The organism is Burkholderia latens (assembly GCF_001718795.1).
In the GTDB taxonomy this organism is placed as follows: Bacteria; Pseudomonadota; Gammaproteobacteria; order Burkholderiales; family Burkholderiaceae; genus Burkholderia; species Burkholderia latens_A.
Genome location: NZ_CP013438.1, coordinates 1,619,459 through 1,633,501, shown reverse-complemented (window position 1 = coordinate 1,633,501; position 14,043 = coordinate 1,619,459). Strand labels below are relative to the sequence as shown.

Here is a 14,043-nt window from a genome sequence, read left to right as displayed (position 1 = left end):
CCGCACGCGTGATCCGGACGAGCATCCATGGCCGAAAAGGACCAGAAACCCACCGCGAAGCGCCTGCGCGAGGCGCGCGAGAAAGGCGATGTACCGAAGAGTGCGGAGACGATCTCGTCCGCGTTCTTCGTCGGTGTGTGCGTCGCGCTCGCGGTCGGGCTCGGCGCGCTGTTCGCGCGGCTGCAGGCGCTGTTCCGGCTCGTGTTCGACACGGCGGGGGCCGCGGATCCTTCCGCGCGGCTCGCGGTGCTGATCGATGGCGCCGCGCGCGACTGGACGATGCTGTCCGCGCAGATCATCGCGGCGGGGCTGCTGGCCGGGGTGCTCGCGGGCTTCGTGCAGGTGGGCGGCGTGATGGCGTGGAGCCGCCTCGTGCCGCAACTGTCGCGGCTCAACCCCGCCGAGGGGCTGAAGAACATGTGGTCGATGCGCAACCTCGTGAATCTCGCGAAGATGCTGCTGAAGACCGTTCTGCTGGCCGCGACGCTCGGCTGGCTGATCGTCGCGTCGCTCGACCCGGCGGTGCAGTCGGGCTTCACGCGGCCGATGTCGATCCTCGCGCTCATCGTGAAGCTGCTGATGCTGCTGTTCGGCTGGGCCGCGCTGGTCTATATCGTGATGGCGCTGATCGACATCGTGCATCAGCGCCACGAGTTCAACCAGAAGATGAAGATGTCGATCGACGAAGTGCGGCGCGAGCACAAGGAAGACGAGGGCGATCCGCATATCCAGGCGAAGCGCCGGCAGCTCGCGCGCGAAGCGCAATTCTCGTCGCTGCCGGACCGGATCGGTTTCGCGTCGGTGGTCGTCTATTCGTCGAGCGTCGCGGTGGCGCTTTATTACGGCGGGATCGGCACGCTGCCGTGGGTGCTCGCGCGCGGCGAGGGCGAGGCGGCCGAGCGGATCGTGAAACTGGCGCGCGACGCGCTGCGCCCGACGCTCGCGAACCCGGGCCTCGCGCAGGCGCTGTACGACAGCACGCCGGAAAAGGGCACGATTCAGCAGCAGCATTTCCGCGAGGTCGCGCAGTTGCTGAAGTGGGCGACCGGCGGCCGGTAGCCGCATGCCGTCGATCGCCGCGCCATCGGTTGCCGCGACCGCGATCACCGAAGCGAACGGGGTCGGATCGGCGCGTGTCGAAGCGCGCCCGTGCTGCTTTCGTCGTACGGTACGCCAGCCGCTTGACGCGGTTTTTTTTCCGGTCCTCGGCGTCGTTCACCCGTGAATTATTGCTGATTTATTTCTTCGTAATATGGCTCGACCGTCAGCCTGACGGCCGGCCGCGAGGTTGCGCCGCACCTGACGGAACAGGTCAACAGGGCGGGACATATCAATGTGCGGAATCGACGGCTTTCTGAATAGCGTCGCCTTCGATGAGGAGACAGCGCGCGCCACGCTCGCGCGAATGACGGCGAGCCTCGCGCATCGCGGGCCGGATGCGCAGGGCCTTTGGGTCGACCCCGAAGCCGGCATCGCGCTCGGGCACCGGCGGCTCGCGATCGTCGACCTGTCGGTGCACGGCCGGCAGCCGATGGCGTCCGCGTGCGGCCGTTACGTCATGGTCTTCAACGGCGAAATCTATAACCACCGCGAATTGCGTGCGGAGCTGGAGCGCGCGGGTCGCGCACCGGCGTGGCGCGGCCATTCCGACACCGAGGTGCTGATCGCGGCGATCGCCGCGTGGGGCATCGACGCGGCGTTGCGGCGCGCAACCGGCATGTTCGCGTTCGCGCTGTGGAACCGGTCGTCGCGGGTGTTGACGCTCGCGCGCGACCGGATCGGCGAAAAGCCGCTCTACTACGGGCGGATCGGCGACGCACTCGTGTTCGCGTCGGAGCTGAAGGCGCTGCGCGGCTATCCGGGCTTCGACGGCGCGATCGATCGCGACGCGCTGTGCCTGTACCTGCGGCAGTCGAGCGTGCCCGCGCCGCACACGATCTATCGCGGGATCAGCAAGCTGCCGCCAGGCACTTTCATCCAGTTCGAACACGCGCGCGACACGCCGCGCGTGCGCGCGTACTGGACGCTCGCGGAGACGATCGAAGCGGGGCGCGAACGGCCGTTCGACGGCAGCGCCGACGACGCCGTCGGGCAGCTCGACGCGATCCTGCGCCAGGCGGTCGCGCGGCAAATGCAAGCCGACGTGCCGCTCGGCGCGTTCCTGTCGGGCGGCATCGATTCGTCGGCGATCGTCGCGCTGATGCAGGCGCAGTCGGCCACTCCGGTGGATACGTTCACGATCGGCTTTCACGAGGCCGGCTACGACGAGGCCGGCTACGCGAAGGCGGTCGCGCGCCATCTCGGCACGCGGCATACCGAGCTGTACGTGACGGCGGGCCACGCACTCGACGTCGTGCCGAAACTGCCGGCCATCTACGACGAACCGTTTGCCGATGCGTCGCAGATTCCGACCTTCCTCGTGTCGGAGCTGACGCGCCGGCACGTGAAGGTGAGCCTGTCCGGCGACGGCGGCGACGAGCTGTTCGGCGGCTACACGCGCTACTTCCTGACGCCGCGCCTGTGGCGCAAGCTGCATCGCGTGCCGGCAGCCGTGCGTGCGCGGATCGCCGCCGCGCTGCACGCGCTGCGGCCCGATCATGCGGATCAGCTCGCGGCGGTCGCACAGGGCGCGTGGAGCGGCGTGGAAGCGCGCGATTCGGCCTCCCGCATCGGCGACCGGCTGCACAAGCTCGGCCACGTGATGACGGCCGAGAGCCGGATCGGCTTGTACCGGCTGCTGATGTCGTCGGTGCATCATCCGGAGCGCATCGCGCTCGCCGGCAAGGAACCGCCGACGCCGCTCGATACGGCGTCCGCATGGCCCGCGAACCTGAGCTTCGCCGAGCAGGCGATGGCGATCGACACGCTCACGTACCTGCCGACCGACATCCTCGCGAAAGTCGACCGCGCGGCAATGGCAGTGAGCCTCGAGACGCGCATGCCGTTCCTCGACCATCACGTCGTCGAATTCGCGTGGCGCGTGCCTGCGTCGGTGCGTTTGCCGGAAGGGCAATCGAAGGCGCTGCTGCGCCGGCTGCTGGACCGGTACGTGCCGTCGTCGCTGATCGACCGGCCGAAGCAGGGCTTCTGCGCACCGGTCGATCACTGGTTGCGCGGCGCGTTGCGCGACTGGGCCGACGCGCTGCTGCAGCCGTCGCGGCTGCGCGACGAGGGCTTCTTCGACGCGGCCGCGGTCGAGCGGCTGTGGCGCCAGCACCAGACGGGCCGGATGAACTGGCAGCACCAGCTGTGGACGGTGCTGATGTTCCAGGCGTGGCTGGACGGGCAGCGTGCGGCGTGAAGCGGAATGACGCGTACGTCAGGAGGGCGCCGCGTCGGCGCTCACTGATCGAGACACCGCACGCACAGCCGCTTCGCCTGGCTTGCCGACAAGCCGCGGCACATCATCACGACCGGACGCGCGTGGCATGACGGTGCGTCGGCGGAGGCCGACGGCGACGGCAGCCTGCGCACGCGCTCGGGCGGGGTGGTCGCGGCTGCGTCCATGCGCCGCTGCCGCGCGGGCGGCGGCACGTCGCGCACCACCGGTATCGGCTCGACGCCGCCTTCGCGCGCGTTGCGCTGCGCGCTCGCGACGACGCGGCTCACATAGCCGCTCGAGAAACCCGTCGTGAAGTTGCCGCTGTAGTAGCACGACAGCGCCGCGCGCAATGCGGCCTGCGCGGGGCGGCCTGTAGTCGACGACCGTGCGAAGCATTCGGTCAGGATCGCTCCGCCGGCGTTGAGGTTGCGGCACGGTTCGAACATCGTCGTTTCATCGAGGCCGTACTTCGCGAAATTGCGTTCGTTTACCTGCGCGAGCCCGACGCTGTAGCTGAAGCCGTGCGCCGCGAGTTCGCGCGCGGTCGCGCGCGCCTCGTCGAGCGACGCCGGCTGGCGCGTCAGGTGGCCGCCGACCACGCCGATCGCATACGGATTGAAACCGGATTCGGTGCGCACGAGCGCGGCGAGCGTATCGGCATCGACATTCGGCGCGCACGCGCGCGCAAGCTGCACGAAACCCGCGGCGCTGCCGGCCGCATGAGCGAGCCCGTGCTGCGCGAATGCGAGCGTGAGCGCGGCCAGCGCGCACGCGCACGAGGCGGCGGTTCGCAGCAGAACGCTTGCGCGCATCATCCGGCTCCTGCGACCCGATACGACAGCACGAGCCCGTGCACGAGCAGCGACCAGCCGTCGAGCGCGACGAACAGCAGCAGCTTGAACGGCACCGAGATCGTCGTGGGCGAGATCATCTGCATCCCTAATGCAAGCAGAATGTTGGCGACCAGCAGGTCGACGACGATGAACACGATGTAGATCACGAAACCGATCTGGAACGCCTTGGTCAGCTCGGCGAGCGTGAAGCTCGGCACCAGCACGAGCAGATCGTCGTCCTTGATGCCGTCGGCGCGGTTCTTCGGCCACACCGACGTCGCCGTGCGGACGAAGAATTCGCGATCGCGCTGCCGCGTATGCGACACGAGGAAATCCTTGATAGGCGGCAGCGCGGCATCGGCGAGCGCGCCGATATCGGCGGTCGACAGTTGTCCCGACGCGTCGAAGTGGCGCGCCTGCAGCGCGTCGCGGATCGACATTCCGACCGGCGCCATGATGAACAGCGACAGGATCAGCGCGATGCCGTTCAGCACGAGATTCGGCGGCACCTGCTGGATCCCGAGCGCCGAGCGCAACAGGCCGAGCACGACGACGAGCTTCGTATAGCTCGTCACCATCAGTGCCGCGAACGGCGCGATGCCGAGCGCGGCGATCACCGCGATCAGCGCGACCGGATTCGGCAGGTTGCCCATCGTTCAGCGCTCGCGCGGCGCGGGTTGCGTCAGCGTGACGACGCGCACGCCGAGCTTCTGGCCGACCGCGATCAGATGGCCGGTGCCGATCAGCATCCCGTTCGCGACGAGATGGATCGCGCTCTGGTTGATTCCTTGCTGCAGCTCGATCACGGCGCCCGGCTGCAACGTGCCGAGTTCGCCGAGCGGGATCGACGTGGGCGGCAACTCGAAACGCAGGTCGACTGCGAGGCCGTCGAGCGAGCGCGGCGCATCGTCCGCCGGCGCGTCGTGCGCGTTCGCGGTCGCGGTCGTGGGCGGGGTGTCGTTGCGGGTCGGTTCCAAAGGCATCTCCCTGATTCGTTCGACGGTCAGTCGGGCGCCCGACGGCCGTCCGGTGATTTCCCAGGCCGGCGCGGCGGGCAGTCGCGCGATGCACAGCAGGTTCTGCTCGTGCGCACGCCAGCGCTCGATCGCGATGATGTCGCCGCCGACGACGTCGGCGAGCTCGGCCATCGTCAGCTCGGTCCGGCCGATCTCGAACACGAGCGGCACCGGCAGGCTCGCGTACGCGGTGTGCGTGTCGGGGCGCGCGGCCGGCGGCGTCGCGAAAAACACCGCGAGCGCATCCGGCGCGTCGAACAGCAACGCGCCGTGGCAGCGCCATGCGCCGTCGGTGCGGCGCAGCTCGAAGCGCAGCGCGGCGGGCGCGGTGGGCGACGCGGGTGCGCTCGCCGGCGGCGGCAGCAGTTCCACGCGCTGCCGCGTCGCCGCCTGGAGCACGGCCGCGAGCGGCGCGGCGAGATCGGCGAGCAGCGCCGCGCGGATGACGGCCGGCACGGCCGGATCGGCGGCGTCGCCGAGCCACTCGCTTTCCGCGACCGGATCGATCCACAGCGTGCCCGCGGCCGGGCCGACCACGAAACGGTATGCGCGCGCGTCGGCGGCCGGCTCTGCGTCGACGCGCCAGCGTACTTCGTACGCGTGTTCGCCCAGCGTGACCGGCACGGCGGCCGTCGCGCCGTACGCATGCGACAGCCCGCGCGCGGCGGCGGCGGACAGACGCGGCAGATACGGCGACGCGTCGAGCGCGACCGCTGCCGTCGCCGGTGCGGGCGAGACGGCGGCCGGGGCGGCAGCGGCGGGCGGCGCGCGGTTCGCGGCGTCGCCGGCGTCGGCATTCGTCAGGGGCAGCGCAGGCACGGCGGGATCAGGGCGGATTCGGCGTTGGTTCGACGGATTGTTGTGGCCGGCGGCGCGGGTTGCGCGCGGCTGCTGCGTCGATTGTAGGGACGGCGCCGCTCGCGTGCCGCGCCGGAATCCGTAGTCGTGCGGTTTGCGCGGCAGCGCGGGTGCCGGCCAGCTACGAAGGCAGTTGCGGGGTGGTAAGGCGGGGCGACGGCAGCGCAGAGCGCGCAGCGGCGTCGGGCCGCATCGCCGCCAGCGGCCGCGTGCGTGCGCATTCGGCCGCCACCAAGGCAAACGCCGCCTGGCGGCGGCGTTCGTGGTCGAGCGGCGCGGCGCCCGCACGCAGGGCCGCGCCGCGCTCGCGCAGCGCGGCCACGACGGCTAACCGGCGTGCTGCGCGCTGGCGGCGGCGGGCAAGCCGCTATGCGTCACGCGTAGTCGGCGGTCAACGTCGGCTGCGGCGCGGTGCGCAGCAGCGGCGCCGCATCGTGGCGCTCGACGTGCGTCATCGCCGCGCCGAACAGCACGAGCCGGTAGCCGACTGCATAGATCGGGATGATCCGCATGTTCTTGTCGAAATCGAGTTGCAGCTTCGAGCGGATGCGCGAGATATGGGTGTCGAGCGTGCGCGACGACACGCCGAGCTCGCGGCCCCACACCGCTTCCTGGATCGCTTGCCGCGGCACGATCTTGTTCATGTTGTCGAGCAGGAATTCGACGACGTCGAATTCGCGCGGCGTGACGTCGACGACCTTGTTGTCGATTTCGATCGTGCGGCGCACGAAGTTGATTTTTATGTTGTCGATGTACAGGTATTTGCAATCCATGTTGGCCCTCGCATGTCCGTAAAGGAGTGTTTGCGGGTCATGTACTGCAACTTCCGGGCCAGGATGCGGGGGCGGGCGGGCGGGAGTGGGAGCCGGCTGGGCGGATGGCGCGCCAGCGTTGAATCTAAAAGAATTTTTAACGCGGGGCAGGGGCGCCGCAGGTCGCGGCGGCCGGCCCAAGTTTTAAGGATTGTTACGTAGCATCGATGCGAACGTTACGGCCGGCGTAACGCCCGGCAATCCGGGCCGTGGAGACGCTGCGGCAAACTGTCGTCCGCGTTTCCTGTTCCCGGGCCTGGGGCCGGAAGTCGGGCACGGACGAGCGACCGTCCGCAACATGGCACGCGGGGAACGCGCCGCAGCGGAATAAAAGGCCGGCCGCGCAACGTTCCCGTTACGCGGCCGGCCCGGCGTATCGCGTTGCGCCCGTCACGCCTTCGCGCTGTCGCCCGAATCGAACGGCAGCACGTAATGCCGCTTGCCGGTCGCGGCGAAGATCGCGTTCGCCACCGCCGGCCCGATCGGCGCGACGCCCGGCTCGCCGACACCGGTCGGCGCTTCCGCCGACGGCACGATATGGACCTCGACCTTCGGCATTTCGGCCATCCGCAACACGTGGTAGCCGTCGAAGTTGCGCTGCTCGACCTGGCCGTCCTTCAGCGTGATCGCGCTGTGCAGCGCCGCGCCGAGCCCGAAGCCGATGCCGCCTTCCATCTGCGCGGCGACGATGTCCGGGTTGATCGCGATCCCGCAGTCGACCGCGCACACCACGCGCTCGACCTTCACCTTGCCGTCCGCGTCCACCGACACTTCCGCGACCTGCGCGACGTAGCTCTTGAACGCCTCGGCTACTGCGATTCCGCGCCCGCGTCCCTTCGGCAGCGGCTTGGCCGGATCCCAGCCGGCCTTCTGCGCGGCGAGCTCGAGCACCGCGCGCATGCGCGGCTCCTTCGCGAGCAGGTCGCGGCGGAACAGGTACGGATCCTTGCCCGCTGCATGCGCGGCTTCGTCGATGAACGCCTCGACCGCATACGCGGTGTGCGAGCTGCCGACTACACGCCACCACAGCACCGGCAGACCGACCTTGGTGGTCGTCAGTTCGACCGACACGTTCGGCACTGCATACGGCAGGTTCGCCGCGCCTTCGACCGACGTCGCGTCGATCCCGTTCTTCACCATGAACGCCTCGAACGGCGTGCCGGCGAGGATCGACTGGCCGACGATCCGGTGACGCCAGCCGACCAGCCGGCCGTCCGCGGTAAGCCCTGCGTCGAGTTTGTGGAAGTACATCGGGCGATAGAAACCGCCCTGGATGTCGTCCTCGCGCGTCCACTGCAGCTTCACCGGCGTGCCGTCCGCGCCGAGCGCCTTCGCGATCGACACGGCCTCGACCACGTAGTCGGACCATGCGTTCGCGCGCCGCCCGAAGCTGCCGCCCGCGTAAAGCGTGTGGATCTGCACCTGCTCGGGCTTCAGGCCCGCGACCTTCGCCGCGTTGCCCTGGTCGACCGTCTGGAACTGGTCGCCGGCCCAGATCTCGCAACCGTTCGCGGTGAGCTTCACCACCGCGTCGAGCGGCTCCATCGGTGCGTGCGCCAGATACGGGAATTCGTACGTCGCGCTGATCTTGCGGGCAGCACCCGCGATCGCCGCGTCGGCATCGCCGTCCTTGCGAGCCGACGCGCCGGGCTTCGCGGCGAGCGCCCGGTATTCGCGCATGAGCTCGTCCGAGCTGCGCCGTTCGGCGTGCGTTTCGTCCCAGTCGACCTTCAGCGCATCGCGGCCCTGTTTCGCGGCCCAGAAGCCGGTCGCGACGACGGCGACGCCTTGCGGCACCTGCACGACCGCCACCACGCCCGGCACCGCCTTCGCGGCGGTCGCGTCGAACGACTTGACCGTCGCGCCGAAGCGCGGCGGGCGCTGCAGCAGCGCGACGCGCATCCCGGGGAACGTGGTGTCGAGCGTGAAATGCGCGGTGCCGTTCGACTTCGCCGACGCGTCGACGCGCGCAATGCGATGGCCGATCAGCTTGAAGTCCGCCGGCTGCTTCAGCGTGACCTTGTCGGGCACCGGCAGCTTCGACGCATCGGCGACGAGCGTGCCGTAGGCCGCGGTCTTGCCGGTCTTCGCGTGCGTGACGACGCCTTTGTCGGTGGTCAACTCGCCGGCCGGCACCTTCCAGCGTGCGGCCGCAGCCGACACGAGCATCGCGCGCGCCTTGCCGCCGGCTTCCCGCAATTGCTGCCACGAGTTCGACATCGCCGAGCTGCCGCCCGTGCCCTGCATCGTGCCGAACGCGAGATTCGCGTATCGTTTCGCGTCGGCCGGTGCGCTTTCGACGCGCACGCTCGACCAGTCGGCGTCGAGTTCTTCGGCGACGATCGTCGCGATGCCGGTGTACGCCCCCTGGCCCATCTCGACGTGCTTCGCGATGACCGTGACTGCGCCGTCGGGCGTGATGCGCAGGAATGCGTTCGGTGCGAAGTCCGTAGCCGGAGCAGTCGCGGCGAGCGCGCGGCGGCCGAGGCCCGCCCATTCGAAGCCGATCGTCAGGCTGACGGCGGCCGCGGCACCCGCGGCCTTCAGGAACGTGCGGCGCGACGTACGCACCGAACCGGCATTGTCGAGTTCGATCGTCATGGTCAGGCTCCCAGCGTTGCGGCCGCGTCGTGGATCGCGGCCCGGATGCGGGCGTAGGTCGCACAGCGGCACAGGTTGCCGTTCATCGCGGCGTCGATGTCCGCGTCGGTCGGTTTCGGGTTTTGCTCGAGCAGCGCGGTGGCCGACATGATCTGGCCGGACTGGCAATAGCCGCATTGCGGCACCTGCAGCTTTACCCACGCGGCCTGGACGGCCTGCGCCGGCTTGCTCTGCAGCCCTTCGATGGTCGTGACGTGCTTGCCCGCGATTCCCGCGAGCGGCAGCACGCACGAGCGGACGGCCTGGCCCTCGAGGTGAACGGTGCACGCGCCGCACTGCGCCATGCCGCAGCCGAATTTCGTGCCGGTCAGCCCCGCGTGTTCGCGGATCGCCCAGAGAACGGGCATCGACGGATCGGCGTCGAGCGTGACGCTCTTGCCGTTCAGGACAAACGTGGTGGGCATTGTTGTCTCCGTGGGGAAAACCCGGCATGCGCCAGGATAGCCGCGAGTGTGCGCGACACGTCCGCTTTTGCGTCTACCCAATCCTGCAAATTTATTGAACAATCCTGCAAATCCCCGGCACGGCGCCGGGCGTTTCGCTATGCTCCGGCGATTCACGGAAACGAAGCGAGGAACCCGCCATGGACATGACCGATATCGCGGCATCGCGCGAATCCGGGCGGCGCGAACTGGCGTCGCTGATCTCCCGTTTCGCGCCCGCGGACGGCTCCCACGCGACCGCGGTACCCGCGCTGATGCTGCACCGCCATACGCATCCGGTCGATCTCGGCTGCGGCGTGTCGCGCGCGGCGCTCGTCATCGCCGCGCAGGGCGCAAAGCGCGTGATCGTCGCCGGCCATGCGTACGAATACGATGCGCAGCATTGCCTGATTACGTCGATCGACTTGCCGATCCTCTCGCGCGTCACGCAGGCATCGCCGGCCGAGCCGTACCTGTGCCTGACGCTGACGCTCGACCTCCAACGCATCGTCGAGCTCGCGGCGGAAATGCGGCTGCCGGAGCCCGATGCCGGCCCCGAAGGCGAGGGGATCGCGGTTGGCGAGCTCACGCCGCCGCTGCTCGATGCCGCGCTGCGGCTGGTGCGTCTGCTCGATACGCCGGCGGATATTCCGGTCGTCGCGCCGCTGATCGAAAAGGAGCTGCTGTACCGGCTGATGACGAGCGGGCAGGGCACACGGCTGCGCCACATGGCCGTCGCCGGCAGCCAGACGCACCGGATTGCGCGCGCGATCGAATGGATCCGCGATCACTACGCGGAGCCGATGCGGGTCGAGACGCTCGCGCAGGCGGTCAACATGAGCGTGTCGTCGCTGCACCATCACTTCAAGCACGTGACGACGCTGAGCCCGCTGCAATACCAGAAGCAACTGCGGCTGCACGAGGCGCGGCGTCTGTTGCTGCGGCAAGGCGGCGACGTCGGCTCGGTGGCCGCGACCGTCGGCTACGAGAGCGCGTCGCAATTCAGCCGCGAATACAGCCGGCTGTTCGGCGCGCCGCCGATGCGCGATGTCGTGCATCTGCGCAAGAAGGAGCTGCTCGGCACGTGAGCGCGGTGCCGCGCATGCCGGGATGAACGTCGTCGGTGGCACGCGCGGCGTGATTCGGCCGGGCCGGTGTATCGATGCGATCGCGCGTTTTTTCGGGCGCGCCGCGCCGGCGGCCGGAATCGCGACACCCACAATTCGCGTGCCATCCCCGTTCTTGCGGGCGCAAACCGCACAGCGGCGCGCGCAGCGTCGAGGCGGCCGCACTTCGGTTTCATGCACGTATCCCGAAGGCGGCCGGCGGATCCGTCGATTGGCTTCATCGATGCGAATCGACGGGGCGAAGCGCGCATAAAAAATCGCCACGCGCCGTATTGCCGGCACGGATTGCGCGTTCACCCTCGTGTTTCAACGATGAGATTCGCGGCCGATATCGTGTCGGAAATGTTTCCGGCGAGTGTCGCATCGGGCCGGACGGTAGCCATTCAGGCATTCAAGCGAAGTGGTTGCTCGTGCGAAATGTCGGCCAATTGAATGAAGGCGGTGATCCTCGACAGAGCGTATTGAAAGGGCGTGCGTCGAGCGTGGCGCCGTCTTTTTGACCGCGGGACTGCAAGAAAGCTTCGGCCGCATGGTCGCATTTACCGATTCTCGCCGTGCGTTTGCATTGGCATTGGATGCGTGATCCCCTCGGTATTTTCACGGATGAATCAAATGCGTTTCGCCGGGAGCCGGCACGCACATTCGGGGATTGCCGTGGGGCCTGCCGTATCGGGCGCGCCGCGCCCGCCGGTTTGCGCGCGGCAGTCGCTACAAACAGGCCGTTACGGGCGATCGCCGCATGCATGCCACAGCCCCGGGCCGCGCGGCGCGACGGTGCACTTCTCAATCATGAAACACCTGTTTGCCATCCCGCTCCGTGCTCCGCCGAATTACGCATTCGTCGGGCTTTTCGCGGGACTGCTGCGCGGTATTTGGGGATCGCCGCATGTCGGCCGCCGTTGTCGCGATACATTCCTGAAACAAAAAATTACGTTTCCGGCAATTCGAGCGGTATTGCGGGCGCGAGGGTACGGGCAACCGTTGGTGGAATCGACCATGGCATGCCGCTTGCGTTATTGGACGCACCGGCGAACGGTCGACCTGATGCAACGAAAGATGGGGGGCGGCCATTTCGTCAATAAGTAGTCGGGGATACGGCGATGAAGACCACAAGCAGTCAGCTGATCCGCGCATGCTGCGCGCCCCGTTGGGGGAGTTGGACAACTGGGGGCATGACTCGCGATGCAGTGCCAGCATCGCGGGCTCGTTATCGCGGGGTTCCGCGCATTCGCGCATTGCACACGCTGAAGCGATTGTCGTTTCGTGCGACAACCGACCGACAGCGGTGCTCGCCTTCTTTCAATACATCCGGATGGGCTCTGCTGCTTGTGCCGAGCAGTTCGACGCGAATCGGTCTTTTGCCGTGCAAGCGTGTTTCCATCGCGCCGGGTATTGCACGGCGCCGGGCGAATTAGATCGAACGCCCGTGGGCCGGACGTTCCGGAGTGTCTTTCATCGGTAGCTTGGGGAGAGGCGATGCCGCCAGACCGGAGTGCGGAGCCGTTATCGGTGCGATAGCGACACTGTTTCAAGCAGCCTGCATTTTCGGTGCGTAATCACTTTTCGCATTTTCAGCTCGCTGAAGCTGATGCGGCGCGTCCGTATGTCGTGACGCTACATATCGGGGAAAAATAAACTGGAATGGCGATTGCCTGGATCCGGTTGTGGCCGGTATTTGGTTTTTGATTATCGAGCGGATTTCTTCGAGACGTGGAAAAGCGTCTTGAAAGTTCATAAAGATAATTGAGTGAAAATGGAATTGATCCGGTAAGAAAAATTCCGGGGATCATGATTTGTCGTGAGGCGGTTTTTTTAAATTAGATAGTGATCCTCATTTGACGGGATTGCTCAGGGCAGGAAAGTTGAAGGCGTGCAGCTTTCCTCGCTTGTTCCGTCCACGCCGTTATGGAGTCGACCATGAAGAAGCTTCTGATTGCAGCAGCAGTGATGGCGGTCTCGGGTGCAGCGTTCGCAGCGAGCGGCACGGTTTCGACCAGCAACTCGTCGAGCGGCGGCCAGACCATGGCCGGGGTCGTCGGGTTCGGTCACTTCACCGCGACCGATTCGGGTTCGGGACTCGGCGCGGCAGGCGCGACGGCCGGCGGCGGCAGCAGCGGTTCGATGTCGTACACGAACCATACGCAGACGTCGACTGTCAGCGGCTTCGGCTTCGGTGGCGCGCAAGCCGGCGGGTCCAGCGGCGCGAATGCCGGCTCGACCGGCTGGACGATGTACAACTACCACTACTAAGCCGCGGCGCATAGCGTTCGTCATGGACGGGTGGCGCGGATGCAGGGTTCCGTCCCGCGAGGGCGGGCCCTGCGGTCCGGCCACCGAGCTTCCTCACAGAAAGGAATTGCTATGAAAGCCAACGTTTTTGTAGCGGCGGCGCTCACCGTCTTGTCGTCAGCCGTACTGGCTTCCGGTCCGTCGACATTCAACCAGACGCAGTCCGTTGCGGCAGGCGTCTCCGGTTCGGTGTTGGTCGGTACCGGCAGCTATACGAGCAACTCGACTTCGGTAGCGGGCGCCAACGCTGGAAGTACCGTGACGCCCGCCGGTTCCGCCGGCACGGCATCCGCGTATCACGACTCGACTTCGACGGCCAGCGGCTTCGGCACGAACGGAGGCGCGTTCGCGGCAGGCGGCGGTATCGGCGCCGCAGGCTCGTTCGGTGGAACCGGCAACACGAGCGAGAACGCGAACGCGCTGTCGGGAGGGGTGACCGCCACGATCGTACTGGGCGCGAACCACTACACGGCAACGGGTGCGAACGATAACGGCATCGCGAACGCGGGCGCCGCGGGCATGACGGGCATCGGCGGGTCGAGCGCGATTGCGGGTTCGAACCACTACAACTCGTCGACTGTGTGGGGCACCGGCCCGTTCGGCTCGCCCTCCGCATCGGGCGGCAGCCAGGGAAGTTCCGGTGCAACCGCAGGCAGTCCTTGAGCGCGCGTTCGGGGGGACCAGTTTCCCAGCGATGCTGGTC

At 67.7% G+C, this 14,043-nt stretch carries 13 protein-coding genes; 6 read left to right on the top strand and 7 right to left on the bottom strand.

Features of this window, described 5'->3' with window-relative positions:
- Positions 1-27: 27 nt before the first annotated feature.
- Positions 28-1,059 (top strand): EscU/YscU/HrcU family type III secretion system export apparatus switch protein, encoded by a 1,032-nt coding sequence (locus WK25_RS26535; protein WP_069243189.1) that lies wholly within the window; start codon positions 28-30, stop codon positions 1,057-1,059.
- 274 nt (positions 1,060-1,333) lie between these two features.
- Positions 1,334-3,301, top strand: a complete 1,968-nt coding sequence (gene asnB, locus WK25_RS26530; protein ID WP_069243188.1) for an asparagine synthase (glutamine-hydrolyzing) — start codon at positions 1,334-1,336, stop codon at positions 3,299-3,301.
- Positions 3,302-3,342: 41 nt separating this feature from the next.
- Here asnB and WK25_RS26525 read toward each other — a convergent pair whose 3' ends face one another.
- The 7 genes from WK25_RS26525 to WK25_RS26495 all read right to left on the bottom strand — a co-directional run bounded on the left by WK25_RS26525 (position 3,343) and on the right by WK25_RS26495 (position 9,906).
- The gene (locus WK25_RS26525; RefSeq protein WP_413464108.1) at positions 3,343-4,137 is read right to left on the bottom strand and encodes a lytic transglycosylase domain-containing protein; all 795 of its coding nucleotides are present in this window, start codon (positions 4,135-4,137) and stop codon (positions 3,343-3,345) included.
- The gene (gene sctR / locus WK25_RS26520; protein ID WP_040140436.1) at positions 4,134-4,808 is read right to left on the bottom strand and encodes a type III secretion system export apparatus subunit SctR; all 675 of its coding nucleotides are present in this window, start codon (positions 4,806-4,808) and stop codon (positions 4,134-4,136) included. Before sctR ends, WK25_RS26525 begins: the two co-directional genes overlap by 4 nt.
- Before the next feature lie 3 nt (positions 4,809-4,811).
- Positions 4,812-5,990: a type III secretion system cytoplasmic ring protein SctQ gene (gene sctQ, locus WK25_RS26515; protein WP_069243187.1), complete on the bottom strand. Its 1,179-nt coding sequence runs from the start codon at positions 5,988-5,990 to the stop codon at positions 4,812-4,814.
- Positions 5,991-6,150: 160 nt separating this feature from the next.
- The gene (locus WK25_RS26510; RefSeq protein WP_069243186.1) at positions 6,151-6,351 is read right to left on the bottom strand and encodes a hypothetical protein; all 201 of its coding nucleotides are present in this window, start codon (positions 6,349-6,351) and stop codon (positions 6,151-6,153) included.
- Between the two features lie 52 nt (positions 6,352-6,403).
- Complete coding sequence (locus WK25_RS26505; protein ID WP_040140431.1) at positions 6,404-6,802, bottom strand: winged helix-turn-helix domain-containing protein; 399 nt, start codon at positions 6,800-6,802, stop codon at positions 6,404-6,406.
- A gap of 429 nt (positions 6,803-7,231) precedes the next feature.
- Positions 7,232-9,442 carry a xanthine dehydrogenase family protein molybdopterin-binding subunit gene (locus tag WK25_RS26500; protein WP_040140429.1) on the bottom strand — a complete coding sequence of 737 codons (2,211 nt, stop codon included), beginning with the start codon at positions 9,440-9,442 and terminating at the stop codon, positions 7,232-7,234.
- A gap of 2 nt (positions 9,443-9,444) precedes the next feature.
- The gene (locus WK25_RS26495; protein WP_009692967.1) at positions 9,445-9,906 is read right to left on the bottom strand and encodes a (2Fe-2S)-binding protein; all 462 of its coding nucleotides are present in this window, start codon (positions 9,904-9,906) and stop codon (positions 9,445-9,447) included.
- Positions 9,907-10,085: 179 nt separating this feature from the next.
- Here WK25_RS26495 and WK25_RS26490 point away from each other — a divergent pair, with 179 nt between their 5' ends.
- From WK25_RS26490 to WK25_RS26480, 4 genes are all read left to right on the top strand, one after another.
- Positions 10,086-11,012, top strand: coding sequence for an AraC family transcriptional regulator (locus tag WK25_RS26490; RefSeq protein ID WP_069243185.1), 927 nt, complete (start codon positions 10,086-10,088; stop codon positions 11,010-11,012).
- Between the two features lie 828 nt (positions 11,013-11,840).
- A complete protein-coding gene (locus WK25_RS31490) occupies positions 11,841-12,137 on the top strand; it encodes a hypothetical protein (RefSeq protein ID WP_156789113.1) in 297 nt (98 codons plus the stop codon).
- 831 nt (positions 12,138-12,968) lie between these two features.
- The gene (locus WK25_RS26485; RefSeq protein ID WP_040141227.1) at positions 12,969-13,301 is read left to right on the top strand and encodes a hypothetical protein; all 333 of its coding nucleotides are present in this window, start codon (positions 12,969-12,971) and stop codon (positions 13,299-13,301) included.
- Positions 13,302-13,412: 111 nt separating this feature from the next.
- Positions 13,413-14,003 carry a hypothetical protein gene (locus tag WK25_RS26480; RefSeq protein WP_040140424.1) on the top strand — a complete coding sequence of 197 codons (591 nt, stop codon included), beginning with the start codon at positions 13,413-13,415 and terminating at the stop codon, positions 14,001-14,003.
- Positions 14,004-14,043: the final 40 nt, after the last annotated feature.

What these genes read in the sequence shown, in the direction of transcription:
- WK25_RS26535 (WP_069243189.1), top strand. Translation starts at nt 28, where the DNA reads ATGGCCGAAAAGGACCAGAAACCCACCGCGAAGCGCCTGCGCGAGGCG.
- asnB (WP_069243188.1), top strand. Translation starts at nt 1,334, where the DNA reads ATGTGCGGAATCGACGGCTTTCTGAATAGCGTCGCCTTCGATGAGGAG.
- WK25_RS26525 (WP_413464108.1), bottom strand. Translation starts at nt 4,137, where the DNA reads ATGATGCGCGCAAGCGTTCTGCTGCGAACCGCCGCCTCGTGCGCGTGC.
- sctR (WP_040140436.1), bottom strand. Translation starts at nt 4,808, where the DNA reads ATGGGCAACCTGCCGAATCCGGTCGCGCTGATCGCGGTGATCGCCGCG.
- WK25_RS26505 (WP_040140431.1), bottom strand. Translation starts at nt 6,802, where the DNA reads ATGGATTGCAAATACCTGTACATCGACAACATAAAAATCAACTTCGTG.
- WK25_RS26500 (WP_040140429.1), bottom strand. Translation starts at nt 9,442, where the DNA reads ATGACGATCGAACTCGACAATGCCGGTTCGGTGCGTACGTCGCGCCGC.
- WK25_RS26495 (WP_009692967.1), bottom strand. Translation starts at nt 9,906, where the DNA reads ATGCCCACCACGTTTGTCCTGAACGGCAAGAGCGTCACGCTCGACGCC.
- WK25_RS26490 (WP_069243185.1), top strand. Translation starts at nt 10,086, where the DNA reads ATGGACATGACCGATATCGCGGCATCGCGCGAATCCGGGCGGCGCGAA.
- WK25_RS31490 (WP_156789113.1), top strand. Translation starts at nt 11,841, where the DNA reads ATGAAACACCTGTTTGCCATCCCGCTCCGTGCTCCGCCGAATTACGCA.
- WK25_RS26485 (WP_040141227.1), top strand. Translation starts at nt 12,969, where the DNA reads ATGAAGAAGCTTCTGATTGCAGCAGCAGTGATGGCGGTCTCGGGTGCA.
- WK25_RS26480 (WP_040140424.1), top strand. Translation starts at nt 13,413, where the DNA reads ATGAAAGCCAACGTTTTTGTAGCGGCGGCGCTCACCGTCTTGTCGTCA.